Annotated in this window: 21 protein-coding genes and 1 tRNA gene; 8 read left to right on the top strand and 14 right to left on the bottom strand. The window is 63.8% G+C overall.

Annotated elements, in window-relative coordinates; translation table 11 throughout:
* Positions 1-127: 127 nt before the first annotated feature.
* From QA635_RS20540 to QA635_RS20530, 3 genes are all read right to left on the bottom strand, one after another.
* A complete protein-coding gene (locus QA635_RS20540; RefSeq protein WP_283071339.1) occupies positions 128-1,303 on the bottom strand; it encodes a saccharopine dehydrogenase family protein in 1,176 nt (391 codons plus the stop codon).
* A 66-nt stretch (positions 1,304-1,369) separates the two neighbouring features.
* Positions 1,370-2,152 (bottom strand): DUF169 domain-containing protein, encoded by a 783-nt coding sequence (locus QA635_RS20535; RefSeq protein WP_283071337.1) that lies wholly within the window; start codon positions 2,150-2,152, stop codon positions 1,370-1,372.
* Positions 2,153-2,238: 86 nt separating this feature from the next.
* Positions 2,239-3,033, bottom strand: a complete 795-nt coding sequence (locus tag QA635_RS20530; protein WP_283071335.1) for a YdcF family protein — start codon at positions 3,031-3,033, stop codon at positions 2,239-2,241.
* Between the two features lie 66 nt (positions 3,034-3,099).
* Here QA635_RS20530 and QA635_RS20525 point away from each other — a divergent pair, with 66 nt between their 5' ends.
* The 4 genes from QA635_RS20525 to QA635_RS20510 all read left to right on the top strand — a co-directional run bounded on the left by QA635_RS20525 (position 3,100) and on the right by QA635_RS20510 (position 6,905).
* Positions 3,100-4,041, top strand: coding sequence for an acetamidase/formamidase family protein (locus tag QA635_RS20525; RefSeq protein WP_283071333.1), 942 nt, complete (start codon positions 3,100-3,102; stop codon positions 4,039-4,041).
* Between the two features lie 87 nt (positions 4,042-4,128).
* Positions 4,129-5,955 carry an AMP-binding protein gene (locus QA635_RS20520; RefSeq protein WP_283071331.1) on the top strand — a complete coding sequence of 609 codons (1,827 nt, stop codon included), beginning with the start codon at positions 4,129-4,131 and terminating at the stop codon, positions 5,953-5,955.
* Between the two features lie 174 nt (positions 5,956-6,129).
* Positions 6,130-6,330, top strand: coding sequence for a hypothetical protein (locus QA635_RS20515; RefSeq protein ID WP_016844973.1), 201 nt, complete (start codon positions 6,130-6,132; stop codon positions 6,328-6,330).
* 107 nt (positions 6,331-6,437) lie between these two features.
* The gene (locus QA635_RS20510; protein ID WP_076825272.1) at positions 6,438-6,905 is read left to right on the top strand and encodes a GcrA family cell cycle regulator; all 468 of its coding nucleotides are present in this window, start codon (positions 6,438-6,440) and stop codon (positions 6,903-6,905) included.
* A 42-nt stretch (positions 6,906-6,947) separates the two neighbouring features.
* Here the strand turns inward: QA635_RS20510 and QA635_RS20505 are convergent, their stop codons facing one another.
* Positions 6,948-7,910 (bottom strand): SDR family oxidoreductase, encoded by a 963-nt coding sequence (locus QA635_RS20505; protein ID WP_283071330.1) that lies wholly within the window; start codon positions 7,908-7,910, stop codon positions 6,948-6,950.
* Positions 7,911-8,139: 229 nt separating this feature from the next.
* Between QA635_RS20505 and QA635_RS20500 the strand changes: the two genes are divergently transcribed.
* Complete coding sequence (locus tag QA635_RS20500; RefSeq protein ID WP_283071329.1) at positions 8,140-8,277, top strand: hypothetical protein; 138 nt, start codon at positions 8,140-8,142, stop codon at positions 8,275-8,277.
* A 172-nt stretch (positions 8,278-8,449) separates the two neighbouring features.
* Here the strand turns inward: QA635_RS20500 and QA635_RS20495 are convergent, their stop codons facing one another.
* Together QA635_RS20495 and QA635_RS20490 are read right to left on the bottom strand one after the other, a co-directional pair.
* Positions 8,450-8,629: a hypothetical protein gene (locus QA635_RS20495; protein ID WP_050999539.1), complete on the bottom strand. Its 180-nt coding sequence runs from the start codon at positions 8,627-8,629 to the stop codon at positions 8,450-8,452.
* A 408-nt stretch (positions 8,630-9,037) separates the two neighbouring features.
* Positions 9,038-10,570, bottom strand: coding sequence for a porin (locus tag QA635_RS20490; protein ID WP_225158933.1), 1,533 nt, complete (start codon positions 10,568-10,570; stop codon positions 9,038-9,040).
* A 454-nt stretch (positions 10,571-11,024) separates the two neighbouring features.
* Here QA635_RS20490 and QA635_RS20485 point away from each other — a divergent pair, with 454 nt between their 5' ends.
* On the top strand, positions 11,025-11,537 hold the full coding sequence (locus QA635_RS20485; RefSeq protein WP_283071327.1) for a MarR family winged helix-turn-helix transcriptional regulator: 513 nt from the start codon (positions 11,025-11,027) through the stop codon (positions 11,535-11,537).
* 619 nt (positions 11,538-12,156) lie between these two features.
* On the opposite strand, the gene QA635_RS20480 is transcribed toward QA635_RS20485, so the two are convergent.
* The 8 genes from QA635_RS20480 to QA635_RS20445 form a co-directional block, all read right to left on the bottom strand.
* A complete protein-coding gene (locus QA635_RS20480; RefSeq protein WP_283071325.1) occupies positions 12,157-12,303 on the bottom strand; it encodes a hypothetical protein in 147 nt (48 codons plus the stop codon).
* 74 nt (positions 12,304-12,377) lie between these two features.
* Positions 12,378-12,455 (bottom strand) — tRNA-Pro (locus QA635_RS20475).
* Positions 12,456-12,538: 83 nt separating this feature from the next.
* A complete protein-coding gene (locus QA635_RS20470) occupies positions 12,539-13,132 on the bottom strand; it encodes a MerR family transcriptional regulator (RefSeq protein WP_092077977.1) in 594 nt (197 codons plus the stop codon).
* A gap of 127 nt (positions 13,133-13,259) precedes the next feature.
* Positions 13,260-13,595: an integration host factor subunit alpha gene (locus tag QA635_RS20465; RefSeq protein ID WP_035631661.1), complete on the bottom strand. Its 336-nt coding sequence runs from the start codon at positions 13,593-13,595 to the stop codon at positions 13,260-13,262.
* 130 nt (positions 13,596-13,725) lie between these two features.
* Positions 13,726-14,703 (bottom strand): beta-ketoacyl-ACP synthase III, encoded by a 978-nt coding sequence (locus QA635_RS20460; RefSeq protein ID WP_283071324.1) that lies wholly within the window; start codon positions 14,701-14,703, stop codon positions 13,726-13,728.
* Positions 14,700-15,755 (bottom strand): phosphate acyltransferase PlsX, encoded by a 1,056-nt coding sequence (gene plsX, locus QA635_RS20455; RefSeq protein WP_283071322.1) that lies wholly within the window; start codon positions 15,753-15,755, stop codon positions 14,700-14,702. The genes QA635_RS20460 and plsX overlap by 4 nt, the downstream gene beginning before the upstream one ends.
* A gap of 310 nt (positions 15,756-16,065) precedes the next feature.
* On the bottom strand, positions 16,066-16,659 hold the full coding sequence (locus QA635_RS20450) for a YceD family protein (protein WP_225158931.1): 594 nt from the start codon (positions 16,657-16,659) through the stop codon (positions 16,066-16,068).
* On the bottom strand, positions 16,656-17,207 hold the full coding sequence (locus tag QA635_RS20445) for a ubiquinol-cytochrome C chaperone family protein (RefSeq protein WP_283071320.1): 552 nt from the start codon (positions 17,205-17,207) through the stop codon (positions 16,656-16,658). The genes QA635_RS20450 and QA635_RS20445 overlap by 4 nt, the downstream gene beginning before the upstream one ends.
* 137 nt (positions 17,208-17,344) lie before the next feature.
* On the opposite strand from QA635_RS20445, the gene QA635_RS20440 reads away from it, so the two are divergent.
* Complete coding sequence (locus QA635_RS20440; protein WP_225158929.1) at positions 17,345-17,821, top strand: outer membrane protein assembly factor BamE; 477 nt, start codon at positions 17,345-17,347, stop codon at positions 17,819-17,821.
* 144 nt (positions 17,822-17,965) lie between these two features.
* Complete coding sequence (locus QA635_RS20435; RefSeq protein ID WP_092077993.1) at positions 17,966-18,973, top strand: Bug family tripartite tricarboxylate transporter substrate binding protein; 1,008 nt, start codon at positions 17,966-17,968, stop codon at positions 18,971-18,973.
* The last annotated feature ends 16 nt before the right edge of the window (positions 18,974-18,989 follow it).

Genomic DNA, 18,989 nt, shown 5'->3' with positions numbered 1-18,989 from the left:
GAAGCTCGCTCTTAGAGGGTTGGGGTGAGGGGCTCTCTCCACGAACAATGCGATTGGACTGATCTGTACCCCCTCACCCGGATCGCATCTCACGATGCGATCCGCAAGCGGGGCGAGGTAAGCGAAGTTACTTCTCGACCTCAAACGTCAGCCCGGCGTGATCGACCAGACGCTTGATCAGCTTGTGCTGCATCGCGGCTCCCGGCGTCCAGAAGCCGGCGGCAACGTCGGGCGTGTCGCGTAACAGGCAGATCGCGCATTCCGAAATCATCTTCGAGGTCGAGCCGTAGCCGGGATCGCGATCGCCCTTGATGCCGGCGCGGACCATGCGGCCATCGGGCGCGACCGCGAGATAAAGCAGATCGTAGCGGCCGTTCTCGCGCTCTTCCTTTGACGGCCCCTCGCCCGGCTTCGGCGCGCTTGGGCCGGTCTTCTCGGCATTCAGCGCCATCACCTTCTTGGCGTTGGCCTCGCCCTTCTCGCCCGGACCGGTCAGGACCATCTCGTCGTAGACGAAGTCCCGTCCGTAGGGAAAGCCCATCAGCATGTTGGAGCGGTGGACGTTGCGCGTGTTGATCAGCGCCATCATGAACGGCGCGGTCCAGGAGTGCAGATCCTCCTCATAGGCCGGCTTGCTGCCGCGCGGCTGCTTCGGGCCCTCGAAGCCCGGCGTCAGCGCGAACGGGTTGTTGAGGATCGCAACCAGGCTGAGGTCCTTGGCAACCGCATCGAACGTCGCCTTGGCGCTCGCGGCGGTGCCGCCGGACAGCGTGCCGCGCATGTCGCGCACGCGGCCCTTGACTCGCAGCGCCGGCGCGCCGAACACGCGCCGCGCTTCCTCCTGCACAAAGAACGCGCCGAGCTCGAACGGCACCGAGTCGAAACCGCAGGAGAACACGATGCGCGCGCCGCTGGCCTTCGCGGCGGCTTCGTATTTATCGATCATCTGCCGCATCCAGACCGGCTCGCCGCAGAGATCGAAATAGTCGGTGCCGCTTTCCACGCAGGCCGCGATCAGCTCATTGCCATAGAGCTGATACGGTCCGACCGTCGAGATGACAGACCTGGTTTTCGCCAGCATCGCCTTCAGCGAAGCGGCGTCGCCGGCATCGGCAACGATCAGCGGCGTGTCGACGGGCGCGCCGATCGCGTCGCGTACCGAGGCGAGCTTGTCCTTGCTGCGCCCGGCCATCGCCCATGTCAGGCTGCCGTCGCTATAATGCGCCGCGAGATATTCGGCGACGAGCTGGCCGGTGAAGCCGGTCGCACCGTAGACGACGATGTCGAGTTTCGACGAGGACATGGATCAGGCTCCCTGCGCAGCGAATTGGGCGCCCTTTTGTCATCGCGGGCGCGGCGACGCAATCGGCTATTTCTTGTACGAGACGCCCATGCCGGCGCGCACGTCGGCCTGGATGCCGTAGGGTGCGATCGGGTAGCGCAAACCGTTCTTGGCGAGCTGCTTCATCCCGGCGATCGCCTTCACCAGATAGGCCGGCGGCAGCGCCATCAGCATTTCCTCGTCGGGCACGCCGCCATAGCGGCGCTCGGCGAAGCATGGCAGCGACAGGCTCGGCTCGCCGGTCTTCAGCGCCCGCCCCCACGAATCCGCGCAGGCGGTCTCGCCGACCACGCCCCATTCGAACTTCTTGTAGCCGGTGTACTGCAGCCCGTTGATCAGGATGATCATCTGTCCCGGCGTCGCATAGACCAGGCAGATGTCGGGCGGGTTGAGCCGTCCGCTGGTCAGCGGGCTGACCGCCATCGCCTGATACTGACCGTACGGCACCACGTCGAGCGCCTCCTGGCGCTTGCGCGCGTCTTCGGCAGTGCCGTGCCAGACGCCGACATAGTTCTCGCCGGCAAGCCATTTCTCATCCTGCGGCGCGAGCCCGATCACGGCGCGGCATTGCGCGCCGACCAGATCGTCGCCGGTGATGCCGACGGTCCAGCCGAGCCGCGAGGCCATGCTGACGATCTGGTCCGTGGTGTGGACCGCCGACGGACGGCGAATCTTCTGGATCGCCTCCATCTCCTCGACCCGCGCGAACATCTTGATGCCGATGACCGTGGTCTTCAGCCGCAGCAGGTTGTTCAGGTCGGTGACGATTGCGCCGAGGTCGAACTCTTCCGGCGGTGTCTGCTGTTGCATGGCGAAAACTCCCGTGATCGGCGGCTTGGCGTCGCCTGTTGCGTCGATGTTAGGATTGGCCGTTGGAGGCGACAAGTGCCTACGCCTCAGCGCGCGGCCGGCCCCGGCAGCAAATCATCGGTTCGGCCGGCCAGGTGATAGGCCAGAAGCCCGATCCACTCGCGTGTGCCGAGATCGGTGCGCGACAGGCCCTCGATCGCAAGTGTCCCGAAGCTGAAGACATTGCCGACGCGCCAATCGACCGGATAGGCCTCGACATTGAATCCCGCCTTGCGGAACAGCCCGACCGAGCGCGGCATATGGTAGGCCGAGGTGACGAGCAGCCACCGCTCACCCGGCTTGGGATCGACCAGCGCCCTGGAGAATTCGGCGTTCTCCACCGTGTTGCGGGAGCGGCGCTCGATGATCAATCGCGACCTGGCAATGCCGAGACCTTCGAACATCTCGGCAGCATAGTCGGCTTCGCGCGCATCGTTCGAGATCAGGTTCGCGCTGCCGCCGGTGAACACGAGGCGCGCGTTCGGATATCTGCGCGCGAGCGCCGCCGCCGCGATGACGCGATCGGCCGCGCTGCGCACCACCGGCGTGCCATGCGCGACCGACAGATCGGCATCGATCGAGCCGCCGAGCACGATGATGCCGTCCGGCACGCCGCGCGAGGCGTCCCATGGCGGGAAGCGCTGCTCCAATGTGGAGATCAGGACATTGCCGAGCGGCGAGAAGCCGCAGATCGCGAGCAGCAGCAGCGCGGCCACCATCAACCTGCGGCCGAGGCGCGCAAACCGCGTCAACAGCAGCACGGTGCCGATCACGCCGATACCGATCAGGAAGTTGATCGGCAACAGCATGATGCCGAGCGTCTTGGAGAGCACAAAAAACAAGAGAAGCCCCTGCGAAGTTCTGCTACAGCGTCATACGCTGCTGGGAAACCAATCAAAAGCCGCCACATGACCCATCATCATCTGAAGTCGAGCCCTGAAACCTGCCATTGGGGCTTCTTTGAAGCCAAGCTGAAACCGGTTCTGGCCGTCGCGAGCGGCGACGAGATCACGATCGAGACCGTCAGCGGCGGCCCGGACGTGGTGCCCGACCGCGGCAAATTCTACGTTCCGCCGGAGCTCGACGAGATCCATGCGAAGTGCGCGCGGATGGTACCCGGACATATTCTGACCGGCCCGATCGCCGTTGCCGGCGCCGAACCCGGCGACGTGCTTGAGGTCGATATTCTCGACGTTCAGCTGCGACAGGACTGGGGCTACAATCTGATCAAGCCATTGTCCGGCACCCTGCCCGACGATTTCCACGAGACACGCGTCCTCAACATCCCGCTCGATCGCGGGCGCATGGTCGGCCGCATGCCCTGGGGGCTTGATCTGCCGCTCAAGCCGTTCTTCGGCGTAATGGGCGTGTCGCCGCCACCGGCCTGGGGCCGGATCTCCTCGCTGATCCCGCGCGCGATGGGCGGCAATCTCGACAACAAGGAACTCGGCGCCGGCGCCAAGCTCTATCTGCCGGTGTTCGTTCCGGGCGCGCTGTTCTCCTGCGGCGACGGCCATGGCGTGCAGGGCGACGGCGAGGTCTGCGTCACCGCGATCGAGACCGCGCTGACCGGCCGCTTCCGCCTCACACTGCGCAAGGATATCAAGCTCGCCTATCCGCGCGCAGAGACCGCGGATCATTACATGACCATGGCGATGGATCCCGATCTCGACCAGTGCGTGGTGCGGGCGCTGCGCGACATGATCGTGCTGCTCGGCGAGAAGCGCAATCTGTCGCGTGAAGACGCCTACACGCTGTGCAGCCTTGCCGCCGACCTGCGCGTGACGCAGACGGTCAATGGCTCCAAGGGCATCCACTGCATGATCGCCAAATCCGTGGTCCACGGCTGACAGGCGGTCGATAAGCCGCACTTGTGTTCCGCGAGCACGGCTCGATACAATCCCCGTCCCAACGAACAAGAATGGACGGGGACGGATATGCTGAAGGACAGGCTTTCGCCGGCCGACGAGGCTGCGCGCGACAGGGAAATGCAGGAGACGCTCGCGGCATGCCCGCGCATCCTCGACCTCATTGCCCGCGGCCCGCAGGGCGCGCCGGACGCTGAAGCCGCGATCTATCTGCGCTCGCCGCTCGATCCCAACCCGGTCGTGATCTCGAACGATCACTTGATGGGCTGCATCAAGGCCGCTGAAACCTATTTCCGTAAGCACGGCATCGGCAAGGACGACGCGGTGGCTGTCCTGCTCCCGGCGTGCCCCGCGACCGTCGTCGCGATCTTCGGCGCAGCCGCCTGCGGCGTCGCCGAGCCGCTCAATTTGCTGTTCACGCGCGAGGCGATCGTCGCCCAGCTCAACGCGATCAACGCAAAGCTGTTGCTGGCGCCGCCGCCGGGCATGCCGGGCGGGCTCTATGAGAGGGTCGAGGGCCTGCAGCGCGAGGTGCCGTCGCTCAAGCGCATCGTGATCGTGCCGCTCGACGGCAGCATCGCCTTCGACGGCGAGGTGCTGCGGCCTGATCCCGCCTGGCGCGACGACTACGGCAGGTCCAAGGACCTGAGCGAGGCCGACCGCGTCGCCGTGATGCTGCCGACCGGCGGCACCACCGGCCATCCCAAAGTGGCGCGGCTCACCAATCGCGCGATGGTCGCCTCCACCTTATCCTCGCGGATGGCGCTCGATTTCCATCGCGGCGAGCGCGCGATGATCACGATGCCGCTGTTCCATGTCGGCGGCCTGTTCTGCACCACGGCCAATTCCCTGGCGGCCGGCACGACGATGGTCATCCCCGGTCCCGCCGGCGCGCGCGATCCGGCGCTGGTCCGGCACTTCTGGCAGATCATCGAGACATACCGCATCAACATCGCCGGCAACGTGCCGACGATACTTGGCGCCCTCGCCGATATCCCGGTCGCGGACAGCGACATCTCGACCCTGCGTGTCACCGCCACCGGCGCCTCGATCTGCCCGCCGGAGATCGAGCGGCGCTATCTTGCGACCTGGGGCGGCCCCTGCATCCAGCAGCTGTACGGCATGACCGAGCTCGCCGGCGCCATCACTCACGATGTGCACGGCGTGAAGCCGCGCGCCGAGAGCGTCGGCACCCGCAATCCGCTGGTCGAGCTTGCGATCCTCGACGGCGGCAAGCTCCACACCGGACCGTGGCCCTCGCCGGTCGGCGAACTGCTGACCAGGGGCCCGCAGGTATTCGCCGGCTATGTCGACAAGAAGCAGACTGAGGAGGCGTTCCGCGACGGCTGGCTGCGCACCGGCGACATCTGCCGGATCGATGCCGACGGCTTCGTCTACATCATGGGCCGCGCCAAGGACGTCATCATCCGCGGCGGCCACAACATCGATCCGCGCGCGATCGAGGACGCCGCGCTGGCGTTTCCGGGCGTGGCGCTCGCCGCAGCCGTCGGACGTCCCGACACCTACGCCGGCGAAGTGCCGATGCTGTTCGTCTCCGCGCAGCCCGGTACCCATATCGATCCGAACGCGCTCGCCGCCTTCGTGCAGGACAACATCCTGGAGCCGCCGGCGCGCCCGCGCGTGGTGTCGGTGCTTCCGGAGATGCCGGTGACTCCGGTCGGCAAGATCTTCAAGCCGAAGCTGCGCGAGATCGCCGCTGGCGAGGCCGCGCGCGAGCTGCTGGCGCTGGAAGGATTGTCCGGCGAGGTCAGTGTCGACGCGATCACCGATCCGTCCCGCGGGCTGTACCTGAGTGTGAGCGCGCCTCCGGACAAGGCCGAGAAGGCTGAGCGGCTTCTCAAGAAATTCCCGGTCAAGGTCGAGTTGCGGCCCTAACACCCTCATCTATCTCAATAATTCGATGGCGCCCTCGCGCTGGAACTCGCTTCCAGCCCGCTTGGGCGCGGCTGGCTGTTTCTTGCAGCCCACGGCTTGACGAACTGCCGCATTCCTAAATAGACTCTAAATAGATACTTTTCAGTACCGGCGTTCGGGGTTAAGCGTTTCACCATGGCTACGGAAAAGGCCGAAACCGACCGCGTCCCGGTCACGCTGGCGCTCTCGACCATCGGATACCTCGAGAAGCTGGTGCGACAGGGCACCCACGGCACGAGCGTCCCGGGCGTCGCACGGACATTGATCGAGGAAGGCATTCGGCTCGCCATCAAGGACGGGTTGCTTGCAATCCGCGACAACGGCCGCACGCCCTGAGAGCATGATCCGGAAAAGTGGAAACCGGTTTTCCGAAGAGATCATGCTCAAGAACTAAGGGCGCGTGTGCCGGCGCGGCGGTTCAACACAGAACGTGGAACCGTCAGATGATTGCCATCCAAGAGACCTGGACGCCGGAGCGCGTCGACCAACTCAAGATCTACTTTGAAGCCGGCCTCTCCTGCCGCGACATCGCCGTCAATATCGGCGTCAGCCGCAATGCGGTGATCGGCAAGCTGTCGCGGCTGAACCTCACACGCACGACGCCGGACGAACGTCGGGCGCGGCGCAAGAAATCCGCCGCCCACGCCGCGCAACGGGCGACTGCCAAGCAGCAGCTCCGGTTGCTCCAGGCGGTCTACGAGCAGGAGCCCGACGACGCCCCGATCGTCAGCGCCAACAGCTGCTCGCTGTTCGAGCTGAGCGAGCAGCGCTGCCGCTGGCCGATCAGCACCCCGGGCGCCGATGATTTCTGCTTCTGCGGCAACACACCGCTCGGCGGCATGCCCTATTGCTCAGGGCATTACCGCCTCGCCTATCAAGCGGGATCGCGCCAACGCGCGATGCGCGGATAGCGCTTGAGTGAATCCGTCCCGCACGCGATGCGGGACGGCCGTTCAGCCGACCTTCCACCCGGTCGCTGCCACGAGGTCCTGATAAAACTCCGGCGAGTAGGCCTGTTCCGGCGTCTTGCGCACGCGCTCGTCGAGCAGATGCGCATCGTCGCCGACCAGGATGCGCCAGCGTTCGGCCTTCACACCGTCGAGGATGATCTTGGCGGCGGCCGCCGCGGAGGTCGGTGCCTCGTCATGGAAGATGCGGGCACGGTCGAGCGCGAGCTGCTGGATGTCGGCGTCCGACATCTTGGCGACGTCGATGCCCTGCCCTTGCAGGCGCTGGCGGGCCTGCTTGAGCTCGTCGGCATTGAGCTGGTCGGAGCCGTTCTGGACCTTGCGCGAGTTCGACACGATCGAGGTGCCGATGTGGCCGGGCATCACGACCGAGCACTTCACATGCGGCGCGTTGAGGCGGAGATCATTGATCATCGCCTCGGTGAATCCCTTCACGGCAAATTTCGCGGCGCTGTAGGCGGTGTGCGATACGCCCATGCCGACCGAGGCCCAGAAGCCATTGACGCTCGAGGTGTTGACGATGTGCGCCTCGTCGGCCTTCACCAACAGCGGCAGGAAGGTGCGGACGCCGAGATAGACGCCGCCCCAGCAGATGTTGAAGGTGCGCTCCCACTGCTCGCGCGTGTTGGAGAACAGGCTGCCGCCACCACCGATGCCGGCGTTGTTGAACAGCAGGTGGATCTTGTCGGTCGCCTGCTGCTCGATCAGCTCGTCCCGGAAGCGCTTGTAGTGATCCTCGATCGAGACGTCGGCAATGTGGGTCGTGATGCGCAGGCCCTGCGGCAGCTTCTCGACCTCGCAGAGCCGCTTGGTCTCGGCCATCGCCTCGGCCGAGACGTCGCACATCGCGACGTTGCAGCCCTCGGCAACGAGCTGCCGTGCCAGCTCGCGCCCCATGCCCGTTCCGCCACCGGTGATGACGGCAATCTTTCCGGCAAAATCCTTCATGTGAGATCCGTTCCTTCCCTTATTTTTCTTGCCCTGGTTCTTCTTTGTTTCGGCCGGAGCGCGGATCGCAGCCCCAACCGCTTGGCTGCGGCACCTTACATCACCGAATTGTCGCCCAGCAACGGCGCCTTCTCACGCGCAAGTGAGCCGCCTGCAGCAGGTTGAGACGGTGGCCGCGTAACGAAATCATTCCGCGTTGCGAACAATCCGACATCGACAATTGGAGACGATGATCGTGCACATCCTGAACAGATTGGTCGCGACAACGCTGATGGCGATCGCGGCCGGAATTTCCACCGCGGCCGCTGCCGCCGAGGCAACATCAGCGAAGCAGCGCGACAGCACCTGCGCAGGTGAACCACGTTGATCGCAATCGGCGCGCGGCGTGGCACAGTGCGCGATCGTCATAGGCGAAGCTCTGACAATGTTGGAATCACGTCGTCCGAACCCGAACACTAGTTTGCGAAGCGCGTGAGCCTCACGCGATGATCTCGCGCATCCTGGCCGCAGGCCACGCCGCGTCATGACGCGGCCCCGCGCTATTCGGCTGTCTCGATGCGCACGGATGCGCGCCGCCGCAGGACGCCTGCACCCGCGCTCAGGGCCAGCTTGAGCAGGCCGCGCCACGAGAAATCGATGATCACCTCATGGTGCCGCAATCCCTTGCCGCCTTTCACCAGCCCGAGATCCCGGATCAGGCAATAGTGGCCGCTACTCATGCGCGCCAGACGGCTGTTCTTGAAGGGTCCCATCAATGGCGAGAATGCACTGCGGATCGATTCCGTCAAATCTTGACGGCATCGAATCGGCAAGGCGACGGCAACCCGCGCCACCATCGTCAACGCCGGCTCGGCCCTTGAATCAAAAACCTCCGGCAGGGCATTGCCGGAGGTTTGGGAGGCTTAGCAGCTAGCTAAGAGCCATCATTCAATGTGTTGGCCGTGGCGTATATAGTTTAGTAGATCAGGTAAGTAAATAAGTCTGCGGCGAATGAATCGCATGGCTCGTCTTCGTCGTTCGCGTGGACCGAATTGACGCAGCGCAGCTCTCCTTAGAATCTTTCGCAAAGAAAAACCCCGGCAGTTGCCTGCCGGGGTTCTGTTGGATCGTGATCAGATCAACCGGTATTACCAGTTGCGCTGAGCGCGGAAGAGCATCTGGACAGTGTCCTGATCCTTCAGCTCGTAGGTCGCGGTCGGCTTGCCGATAGCAGTCGACGACGTGGTGATGATACCGGCATACTTCTGATCGAGGTGCGAGTAGGTCACGTCGGCCGAGAAGGTCAGGTTCTTGACCGGGGTCCAACGGGTGATCACGCCGATCTGCGCGATGTTGTAGTCGGGGTTGCAGGCGGTCACGCCAGCGCCGCCAGCGAATGCGGCACGGAACGAACCACCGACGCCACCAACGCCGCAGATGAGCGACTTAGCCGCATCGTTGTACGAAACAGCGGCGAACGCACCGTACAAGCTGGTGTTCCAGTAGGGATCCCAGTTGTGGGTGTACGCACCGCGCATACCCCAGGTCTTGATGGACTGCTGCTGACCGCCGGGGCCGAACACCGTGTCGGGTGCCGTACCGAAGCCAACGCTGCCATAGACGCCCGGGAGGCTCGAACCGCCGAAGATGGCGATCGCGCCGGCCTGGCTGGCCAGTTCCTGGATGTTGTAACGGGTCGCACCGTCGGTGTAGACGCCCTGGATGTTGATGGTGTCGCCGGGTCCGGTCGGGATGTTCTTGATCGACAGGGCCAACGCACCAGCCCAACCCCACTTGTCGTCGGGATGACCGGTCAACTCGGTGCCGCCGTAGTAGGCAGCGTGGTTGTCATGCGCGGCGACCGACGCCTGGAAGATACCCCAAGCCTGGTCGACCTTGAGCGAAGCGACGAAGTCCGGAGCGATCGTGCCGGCGTAGTCGCTGGAGCCGTAAGCACCACCGACGCTGAGGTTGTTCACGCCAGCCTGCATGTAGGCAACCTGGTCCTGCGCCGACAGAGCCAGCGACACGCCGTTGCCGAACTGCGCGGTGTAGGTGAACTGGTTGATGCCGTTGGTGGTGTTCACGCCACCGACGAGTGCGTCGTAGTTGTTGCCCGGATAACCGTTCCAGGGGGCAGCGAACTGCGAAACCGCCTTACCCATCGTGAAGCCGGCGAACTGGATGAAGGCGTAGTAGACGCCGACCGTACCGGCAGCCACGTTGCCCGAACCGGCGTTGTTCGGCGCGGAAGACGAGCCGATCGCCGAGTACACGGTCGAGCCGTTGCCCTGGCCGGCATAGGTGTCGGAGGTCCAGGTGAACACCGCATCGAAATAGGTGCGGACCACGCCGTATTCGGTCGCGGTGCGCGTATCGATGTTGAAGTCTTCACGCGAACGCCAGGTGTAGCCGTTCGTGAAACGGTTGTTGGCACCGCTGGCGCCGTTGTAGTTCGCGCCGTACACGCTGTTGCCGTTCACCACGACGTCAGCACGCACATAGCCGCCCAGCTTGATGCAGGTGTCGGTGCCGGGGATGTAGTAGAAGCCCGGACCGTAAAGCGAGCAAACCTTCACGTACTCGACCGCTTTGGCCTTGACGGGAAGATCGGCCGCCTGTGCCCCGCCGACCGCGACCAGCGCAGCCGTCGAGCCCAGGATAAGGCTCTTCAAATTCATATTAAACCTCCAAGTTGCTCATATGCGGAGAGTCCGAGGCCGCGAGCGCCCCGTGATCCTCCCGCATTGTCCAAGACCGTTTTCCCCAAACCCCGCACCCTCAGATCAATCTGTGGTGTGCGACGGACTTGAACGATCACCGCAACGGGACGATCGAGATTCCCCTACCGCCGGGTTCAATATGCATTGGCGAGTTCGCCAATCAAAATAGTTTATAAAGTCAGGAATGCGAATGCGGCCACACTGTGTCTCGTCGGCAACGCTGCCTGTAAGCCCTTTGCTTACCTGAGAAAACTTGTCACACCCCAAATAGTCCAACCGTCACACGACCATCATAATTACTTTACGTTCACTTGCGTTCGTTGGCGGCTTGCGGGAAAAAACCTACTGCAGCGCGGAAAACAAGAAATAAATCAGCACAAAGCTGAGTCGGCGCCCGAGGGAAGAGGAAGCTGTGTCAGTGACAAGGAAGGATTCGACGCGCCAGCGCGCCATCGAACATCTCGACATCATCAAGCGGTTCACGCTCGAGATTTCGGCCATCAACTCGCATCTGGAGCGCGTCCGTCAGGTCTGGGGCAAGTCGCTTGGCGTCAGCGGTCCGCAATGGATGATTCTCATCGCGATTTCGGATCTCGACAAGGATGACGGCGTGCCGATCAACGTGGTGTCGAAACTGCTGCACGTCGATCCGTCGTTCGTGACCACGCAATCCAAGCTGCTCGAACAGAAGGAACTGCTGCGGCGCGCACCCTCCCCGGCCGATGCGCGCGTGGTGCGGCTGTCGCTGACCGAAAAGACCAAAAAACACCTCGCGGGCCTCGCCGAACAGCACAAGGCGTTCAAGAAAACCGTGTTCGAGGAGTTCAGCGAGGCTGAGCTGGCCGAGTTCACGGCCAAGCTTTCGATGCTTACCAACCGCCTGGAAAAGGCCTGCCTGATTGTTGCGATGGAGGCCGAGGCCTGAGGCGACCGGCTCTGCAGCGGACGGGACGACTGGCAACCGGCACGGTCGCGCCGCTCACCTTGCGAAGCGTACGATGCGGAGACTTATCGGTGTCCGCGCCCCGGCGACTGGAACGCCAGGAAGGCGAGAACGCTCAGCAGCGCAGCCCAGACCAGGAAGTGTTCAGCAATCATGTTGGCCCCCCATTTGCCCCTCAATGGAAAGCATGAAACGGGCCAAGCCGCGGTCGATCCGTGAACGGGCCATGGAAAAGGAGCCCCGGCGCTGACGGCCGGGGCCCCGCGAAACCAATCTTGCAGTGTAACTATCTGGACCTGGTCGAGCTGCCTCCGGTCATCCCGCTGCCCGACCCCGTCGTCTGACCAGGGGCGTAGCCAGACGCCCCTGGGCTCCCGGCTTTCGATCCTCGTGCCTGCATCTCGTGCCCGGGTGCATAGCCCGAAGCGCCGTGACTGCCCTTCTTGGAGCCCTTCTTTTGCATCTCGTGTCCAGGTGATTTGCTCGAAACACCCTGTGCAAAAGCAACCGGGGTGGAAGCTATCAGGCATGCCGCGGAAAGGACGATGATTGCGTGCTTCATTTTGTCCTCCAAATGCGCCCCGCAACTAACCGCCTGAAATCAGTGACGTTCCATGAACGCTTGTTCATCGACACGACGGCCGCCGATGCGATCGGCTTGGTACTGCCTCTTCAACGAGCGTTTGCTCGATATTGATGGCAGCGTGTTGGCTTCCGCGCACAGCTTTCCGCGATCGGCGAGCAGCATCGGCAACCAATCGCAAGCCGGCGGCGCGCGATGCGCGTCCGCTTCAAACCATCACCGAACGAATTTTGAGAAAATGGTCGGAGCGAGAGGATTTGAACCTCCGACCCCTAGTCTCCCAGACTAGTGCGCTAACCGGGCTGCGCCACGCTCCGATGCCGTTCCATTAGCTGCGATCCTGCGTTCGCGCAAGGCAAAGCAGGCTTCTGAAGACTGCAATCCGGGCACCGGTTCCCCCTCAGCCGTCCTTCATCGCCGCGTCGATCATCTGCCGGCAGGCGACCAGCTCCTGCAGCACGCGTTCGAGCCGCTCCCGATCGACTGACGGAACGGCGGGACGAACCGGCGGCGCGGCGGGCGCCTTGCCCGGCTGGGCATGCGCCTTGTAGGTCGACAGGATCGGATCCTCGTCGGGATCGACGAATCGGTAGTCGATCCCCTTCTCGTCGCCATCACCCTCCTCGCCGTCGAAATCGAGGCCGTCGCTGCTCTCGAGGTCGTCGGGCTCGGCCATGCTGTTGCCGACGGCTTCCTCGACCGCGCCGAACGAGACCGCCGCGGTCTGGTCGGCGATGCCCTGCACCGATTTGATGCCGTGCTCCTTCAGGATCCGCTGCACACCGCGGATGGTGTAGCCCTCGCCGTACAGCAGCCGGCGGATGCCCTTGAGCAGGTCGACGTCGTCGGGGCGATAATAGCGGCGTCCGCCGCTGCGCTTCATCGGCTTGATCTGCGCGAAGCGCGTTTCCCAGAATCTCAGCACATGCTGGGGAATATCGAGTTCATCAGCGACCTCGCTGATGGTACGGAACGCATCCGGCGCCTTGTCCAAATGCCCGCTCCTTTGAGCTCAATGCCTGGAGCCTTTCCGTTCCGATTGAATCGGAACGGGGCTCCGGATTCTAGGTTTGCCGCGCTTTCTTCACGCGAACCGGGTATCCACTTCGCTTGAAAACGCTCTAGTCGGCCTTGCTGCCGTCGCCATTGGTGACGACATGGCCATTGATCCGCTGCTTCAGGATCGCCGACGGCTTGAACACCATCACCCGCCGCGGCGAAATCGGCACCTCGGTGCCGGTCTTCGGATTACGGCCGATACGCTGGCCCTTCTTGCGCACCATGAAGGAGCCGAATGAGGACAGCTTCACTGTCTCGCCCTTTTCCAGGCAATCAGTGATCTCCTTCAGCACCAACTCGACAAATGCCGACGATTCCGTGCGCGACAGACCCACCTTTTGGTAGACCGCCTCACACAAATCGACGCGCGTCACTGTTTTTCCGGTTCCCGTGGTCATCGCCTGCCCCGCACTCTCGGCGAACAATTTCTTGACTGAAATTAAAAGCTTAGCGCGCAATGGTCAACAGCGACCAGCACCCAGGCGTAGGAAAGATACCGGCAACCTGTCGATACTGTTTGGCGATGCGCTACCAGCGGACGAGCGCCGAGCCCCAGGTGAAGCCGCCGCCCATCGCCTCGAACAGCACCAAATCGCCCTTCTTGACGCGCCCGTCCTTCACGGCGACCGACAGCGCGAGCGGGATCGAGGCCGCCGACGTGTTGCCGTGCTTGTCGACCGTCAGGACCACTTTCTGCGGCGCAATATGAAGCTTATGCGCCGACGCATCGATGATTCGCTTGTTGGCCTGGTGCGGGATGAACCAGGTGATGTCCTCGGCGGTGAAGCCGGTGGCGTTGAAGGCGTCGACGATCACGTCGGTGATCATGCCGACGGCGTGCTTGAACACCTCGCGGCCCTCCATCCGGAGATACCCGACCGTCCTGGTCGAACCGGGCCCGCCATCGACGAACAGCTTGGCCTTGTGGCGGCCGTCGGAGCGCAGATGCGTCGTCAACACGCCGGGGTCGCTGGTGGTGCCGGAATGCTGCTGCGCCTCCAGCACGACCGCGCCGGCGCCGTCGCCGAACAGCACGCAGGTGCCGCGGTCGTTCCAGTCGAGGATGCGTGAGAAGGTCTCGGCACCGATCACCAGCGCCCGCTTGTGGGTGCCGGCGCGCAGGAAATTATCGGCGGTGGCCAGCGCGAAGACGAAGCCGGAGCAGACCGCCTGCAGGTCGAAGGCGACGCCATGGTTGATGCCGAGCGCGTGCTGGACGGCGACCGCGGTGGCGGGAAAGGTGTTGTCCGGCGTCGAGGTCGCGAGCACGATCAGGTCGATCGACTGCGCATCGACTTGCGCGTGGGCGAGCGCGGCCTGCGCCGCCTTGATCGCCAGATGCGAGGTGAATTCGTCGTCGGCCGCGATGTGGCGCTCGCTGATGCCGGTGCGCTGCACGATCCATTCGTCCGACGTGTCGATCCGGCTGGCCAGTTCGGCATTGGTCAAAACCCGCTCCGGCAAATAAGAGCCGCAGCCGAGCACTACCGAACGTATCGCAGTCACGAGACAGCCTCCTGCGCGGTCTGCGCCTGCACCAGCGCACTGCCGTCGCGATTAAGCATCTGATTGATCTTGGTGAGGAGATCGTAGTGGGCCATCTCATAGCCAACATCGACCGCGTAAGCAAAGCCTTCCGTGTTGACGCCGCCATGGCTCTTGACCACCACGCCCTTCAGGCCGAGCAGCAGGCCGCCATTCGACTTGTTGGGATCGAGCTTGTCGCGCAGCTTCCGGAATGCACCGCGGGCCAGCAGATAGCCGATGCGCGAGATCCAGCTCGAACCGATCGCCTCGCGCAACAGGTCGAACATCTGGCGGGCAGTGCCTTCGGCGGTCTTGAGCGCGATATTGCCGCTGAATCCTTCGGACACGATCACGTCGGCACGCCCCTTGCCGATGCCATCCCCTTCGACGAAGCCGATATAGTTGATGTCAGATAGGGCGCGCAGCATTTCGGCGGCCTCGCGGATTTCCTCATGGCCCTTGACCTCCTCCTCTCCGATGTTGAGGAGGCCGACGGTGGGGCGTTCGATGTTGAACAGCACGCTGGCCATCGCGCTCCCCATCACCGCCAGTGTCGCGAGATGATGGGCGTCGCCGCCGATCGTGGCACCAAGGTCGAGCACCACGGAGTCACCGCGCAGAGTCGGCCAAACTCCGGCGAGCGCCGGGCGGTCGACGCCCGGCAGCGTCCGCAGATTGATGCTGCCCATCGCCATCAGCGCGCCGCTGTTGCCGGCGGAGACCGCGACATCGGCCTCGCGATGCTTCACGGCGTCGATCGCGAGCCACATCGATGACGCCCGCCGGGTCCGCCGCAACGCCTGGCTCGGCTTCTCATCGTTCTTCACGGCGACGTCGGTATGGATCACTTTCGATACCGCCTTCAGCGCCGGATGCTTGGCGAGCTCCGGCTCGATCTGGGCCCGGTCCCCGATCAGCAGGAATTCGCTGTCGGGATGACGGCTCAGCGAGATAGCAGCGCCCGGAATGACGACGGCAGCGCCGACATCGCCCCCCATGGCGTCAAGCGCTATTCGAACCTTTTGAGGCATGAACGTCCCGGAAGCCTGCTTTCCCGCAGCCCTTCAGACGAGGACCGCGAGCTTGAAGTCACCGCCGTAAACGGCGCGCGGCGAAACACCAACTCGCGTCCCGGCCGGGCCGCGACAATAGCGTGTCCTCGGTCCGACACAACCTCTTGACCGCAAATGAGGCAGCTGCCGAACCGTCACGCAACACATCAGAACATACCAGAAATACATTGTATTTCAATGTATTGTGACACGTATTTGAAGTAACTAGGAACAGTGCTCGCGCAAGCTTGCAGGCAAGCCATCCCCGCAAATGTGGCGCCAGGCGCCCTCAACTTCCCTTGGGCTTCTTGCCGTCCGGCTTTTCCTTCAGCGCCTTCAGCGCCGCGAAAGGGTGATTTTCCGGGTCAGGGGCTTCAGCCTTCTGTTCAAAGACCGCATCCACCTTGCGCGGATACGGGTCTATGCCGAGAAACAGCGCATCGGTGGCAAGCCGGCCGATGTCGATGAAGCCGCCGACGATCGGCTCTGGCGGGTCCGGCGTTTCCTCATCGCTGTCGTCGGCGTCGTCCACCAGGTCGGCCATTTGCGGGATCTGCTCGGGCGGCGCGAACACCACATCGATCGGCTCATCGATCTCGTTCTCGATCGGATCGAGCGTCACTACGCAGGTCTGCCCGACCCTGGCCTTAACTCTGCCGGTGACGTGGTAGCTGCCGTCGCGCTTGGGCTGCAGGTCGAACTCTGCACGCGCGGAGACGACCTCCCTCAACTCGGCAACTTCGGCCATCGCTTTGCGCGCCGCCTCGTCGGCTGCGATCTCGCGATGCAGGCCGGTCTCCGGAATCTGCGCGACATTGACGAGAACCCGCCAGGGGTCGCGGTCGCGCCGTGCATCGGGCTGCCCTGTGGTGCCGCCGCTCATGCCGCCGTCCCCGCAGCCTGTGGTACCGGAAAGCACCAGGCGCCCTTGGCCAACGCCGCGAGATCGGTACGCGCCAGCTCTTCGATCGCCTCTCTGGCGTAGGCGGCGAGCTCGCGGGCCTTGCCGATGTTCTGACCGTTGAGGATGTTCTTGCAGAACGACTCGGCCAAGGCCGCCTCGCTGTCGGTCAGCGCCAGATCATAGGCCGCAGTGCGGCCGTAGAAAGCTTCGCCGAACGCCTGCATGCGCTTCGGCACCGTGAGGTCGCCGACGCCCATTTCGCGCAGATTGTCGTCCATATCGATGCAGAAATGATCGAACAGGGCCTGGGACAGCGCGACGCCGCCCTCGACGGATTTCAGTCGCCGCAGCACCAGCCACAGATGCATCAGAAGCAGGTCAAAACGGCCGTTAACCGTGTCCGGAACGCCCAAGTCACGGTAAAACAACGGTTCTCGCGCCTGCGTCACGATCATGCCATAGATGGTCTCAATGGTGCTGCGCGCGGGCACCCGGGGTCTTCTGAAGTGATTGAACGGCCAAAGCATGACGGGTTCCGGCTGCCGGTCCCCAAAGGGTCGCCTGTTGAGAGGTCGCCCATTGGAGCTCGGCATGATTGCAATCCATTGAGCTGCCCGGTACGTCAATGCCTCGGCCGATGCAAGGGGACGGATCAGTTCCGCCGATGAACCAAACTCTTTCACGACAGTCTCGCGCCGCTTCCGCGCGCGGGTTCTTTTCGCGTCTGCGCGCCGTCGCGGCGATTGGCCTCGTCTGCGCCGCACTCGGCGGCTGCGCCGGCGAACAATTCCAGAAGGGCTACATCCTGCCCGAGGGGGCGCTCGAGCAGATCCCGATCGGCGCGAGCCAGGACCAGGTGCTCATCGTGCTCGGCACGCCCTCGACGGTCGCAACGCTGGACGGCGAGGTGTTTTATTACATCTCGCAACGAACTTCCCGCCCGGTCGCCTTCATGAATCAGCGGGTGATCGACCAGCGCGTGATCGCGGTCTATTTCGACAAGAACCGGCAGGTGCGCCGGCTCGCCAATTACGGCCTGAAGGACGGCAAGATCTTCGACTTCGTCAGCCGGTCCACGCCGACGTCGGGCCAGGAAATGTCCTACCTGACACCGCTCTTCAAGCTGCTGAGCTTCAACTAGAGCGAAGTGGACTCCGGTTCGCGTGAGACAACGCGTCAAACCGGAGTCCAGAGCATAAGCCGCTGCGCCAAGTTGTCGCTTGCCCGAGGGGCAAGCGGTCCCCTAGTTTGCTCGCAAACAAGAGCCTGAGCAGGGGGTAAACGCATGAGAGCCAAGAGATTTTCCCGCCGTACGGTATTGTCGGGCACGGCCGCATTGACGGCCGCGGCGATCCTGCCGCGCGCGAGCCTCGGCGCCGGTGACTGGCGGCCGACCGAGACGGTCCGCATCATCGTGCCGGCGGCGGCCGGCGGCTCGACCGACGTGATGGGACGGCTGCTCGCCGCGCATTTGCAGCCGCTCTGGGGCCAGTCGGTGGTGGTGGAGAATCGCTCCGGAGCCGGCGGCACCATCGGCACATCCGAGGTCACGCGCGCCAAGGGCGACGGCCACACCATCCTGATCGGCAATCCCGGCCCCAATGCGATCGCCTACAGCATCTTCCGCAACCTGACCTACAAGGCCGACCAGTTGCAGCCGGTCTCCAACATGATCCGGATTCCGAACATCGTGTCGGCGCATCCGTCGACCGGTCTCAAGTCGATCCCCGAATTGATCGCCTTCCTGAAGAAGAATCCGGACAAGCTCACCTACGGCTCGTCCGGCACCGGACAGAGCCCTCACCTCACCGGTGCCTGGTTCCTGCAGCTCACCGGGCTGAAGATGACGCACGTGCCGTTCCGCGGCGCCGGTCCCGCATTGCAGGCCGGGCTCGCCGGCGACATCCAGATCCTGTTCGACAATCTCTATCCGTCGCTGCCGCAGGTGCAGGACGGCAAGCTCAACGGCCTCTGTGTCACCACGCCGGAGCGTAGCGATTCCGCACCGAACCTGCCGACGATGCGCGAGGGTGCGCCGGAACTGGCAAAGTTCGACGTCTCGTCCTGGTTCGGCGTGTTCCTGCCGAAGACCGCGCCTGCCCCGGTGCTCGACGAGTTGAACCGCCAGGTCAAGGCGATGCTGGAGCGCGACGACGTCAAGAAGAACATCGCCGGCATGGGCGCGCGCGCCGACTACGGCACGCCCCAGCAATTCTCCGATTTCGTCGATGCCGAGACGAAGAAGTTCGCGGCGATCATCGAGAAGGAAGGGTTGCAGATGGAGGTCAAGTAGCAGCCGCCGTCACGAT

This window comes from Bradyrhizobium brasilense, from assembly GCF_029714345.1.
Lineage (GTDB): Bacteria > Pseudomonadota > Alphaproteobacteria > Rhizobiales > Xanthobacteraceae > Bradyrhizobium > Bradyrhizobium australafricanum.
This window is presented reverse-complemented; position numbering and strand designations above follow the sequence as displayed.

What these genes read in the sequence shown, in the direction of transcription:
- QA635_RS20440 (WP_225158929.1), top strand. Translation starts at nt 17,345, where the DNA reads ATGAACCAAACTCTTTCACGACAGTCTCGCGCCGCTTCCGCGCGCGGG.
- QA635_RS20495 (WP_050999539.1), bottom strand. Translation starts at nt 8,629, where the DNA reads ATGAGTAGCGGCCACTATTGCCTGATCCGGGATCTCGGGCTGGTGAAA.
- QA635_RS20525 (WP_283071333.1), top strand. Translation starts at nt 3,100, where the DNA reads ATGACCCATCATCATCTGAAGTCGAGCCCTGAAACCTGCCATTGGGGC.
- QA635_RS20520 (WP_283071331.1), top strand. Translation starts at nt 4,129, where the DNA reads ATGCTGAAGGACAGGCTTTCGCCGGCCGACGAGGCTGCGCGCGACAGG.
- QA635_RS20540 (WP_283071339.1), bottom strand. Translation starts at nt 1,303, where the DNA reads ATGTCCTCGTCGAAACTCGACATCGTCGTCTACGGTGCGACCGGCTTC.
- QA635_RS20480 (WP_283071325.1), bottom strand. Translation starts at nt 12,303, where the DNA reads ATGCTGCTCGCCGATCGCGGAAAGCTGTGCGCGGAAGCCAACACGCTG.
- QA635_RS20435 (WP_092077993.1), top strand. Translation starts at nt 17,966, where the DNA reads ATGAGAGCCAAGAGATTTTCCCGCCGTACGGTATTGTCGGGCACGGCC.
- QA635_RS20500 (WP_283071329.1), top strand. Translation starts at nt 8,140, where the DNA reads ATGATCGTGCACATCCTGAACAGATTGGTCGCGACAACGCTGATGGCG.
- QA635_RS20510 (WP_076825272.1), top strand. Translation starts at nt 6,438, where the DNA reads ATGATTGCCATCCAAGAGACCTGGACGCCGGAGCGCGTCGACCAACTC.
- QA635_RS20490 (WP_225158933.1), bottom strand. Translation starts at nt 10,570, where the DNA reads ATGAATTTGAAGAGCCTTATCCTGGGCTCGACGGCTGCGCTGGTCGCG.
- plsX (WP_283071322.1), bottom strand. Translation starts at nt 15,755, where the DNA reads ATGCCTCAAAAGGTTCGAATAGCGCTTGACGCCATGGGGGGCGATGTC.
- QA635_RS20505 (WP_283071330.1), bottom strand. Translation starts at nt 7,910, where the DNA reads ATGAAGGATTTTGCCGGAAAGATTGCCGTCATCACCGGTGGCGGAACG.
- QA635_RS20465 (WP_035631661.1), bottom strand. Translation starts at nt 13,595, where the DNA reads ATGACCACGGGAACCGGAAAAACAGTGACGCGCGTCGATTTGTGTGAG.
- QA635_RS20450 (WP_225158931.1), bottom strand. Translation starts at nt 16,659, where the DNA reads ATGAGCGGCGGCACCACAGGGCAGCCCGATGCACGGCGCGACCGCGAC.
- QA635_RS20535 (WP_283071337.1), bottom strand. Translation starts at nt 2,152, where the DNA reads ATGCAACAGCAGACACCGCCGGAAGAGTTCGACCTCGGCGCAATCGTC.
- QA635_RS20445 (WP_283071320.1), bottom strand. Translation starts at nt 17,207, where the DNA reads ATGCTTTGGCCGTTCAATCACTTCAGAAGACCCCGGGTGCCCGCGCGC.
- QA635_RS20515 (WP_016844973.1), top strand. Translation starts at nt 6,130, where the DNA reads ATGGCTACGGAAAAGGCCGAAACCGACCGCGTCCCGGTCACGCTGGCG.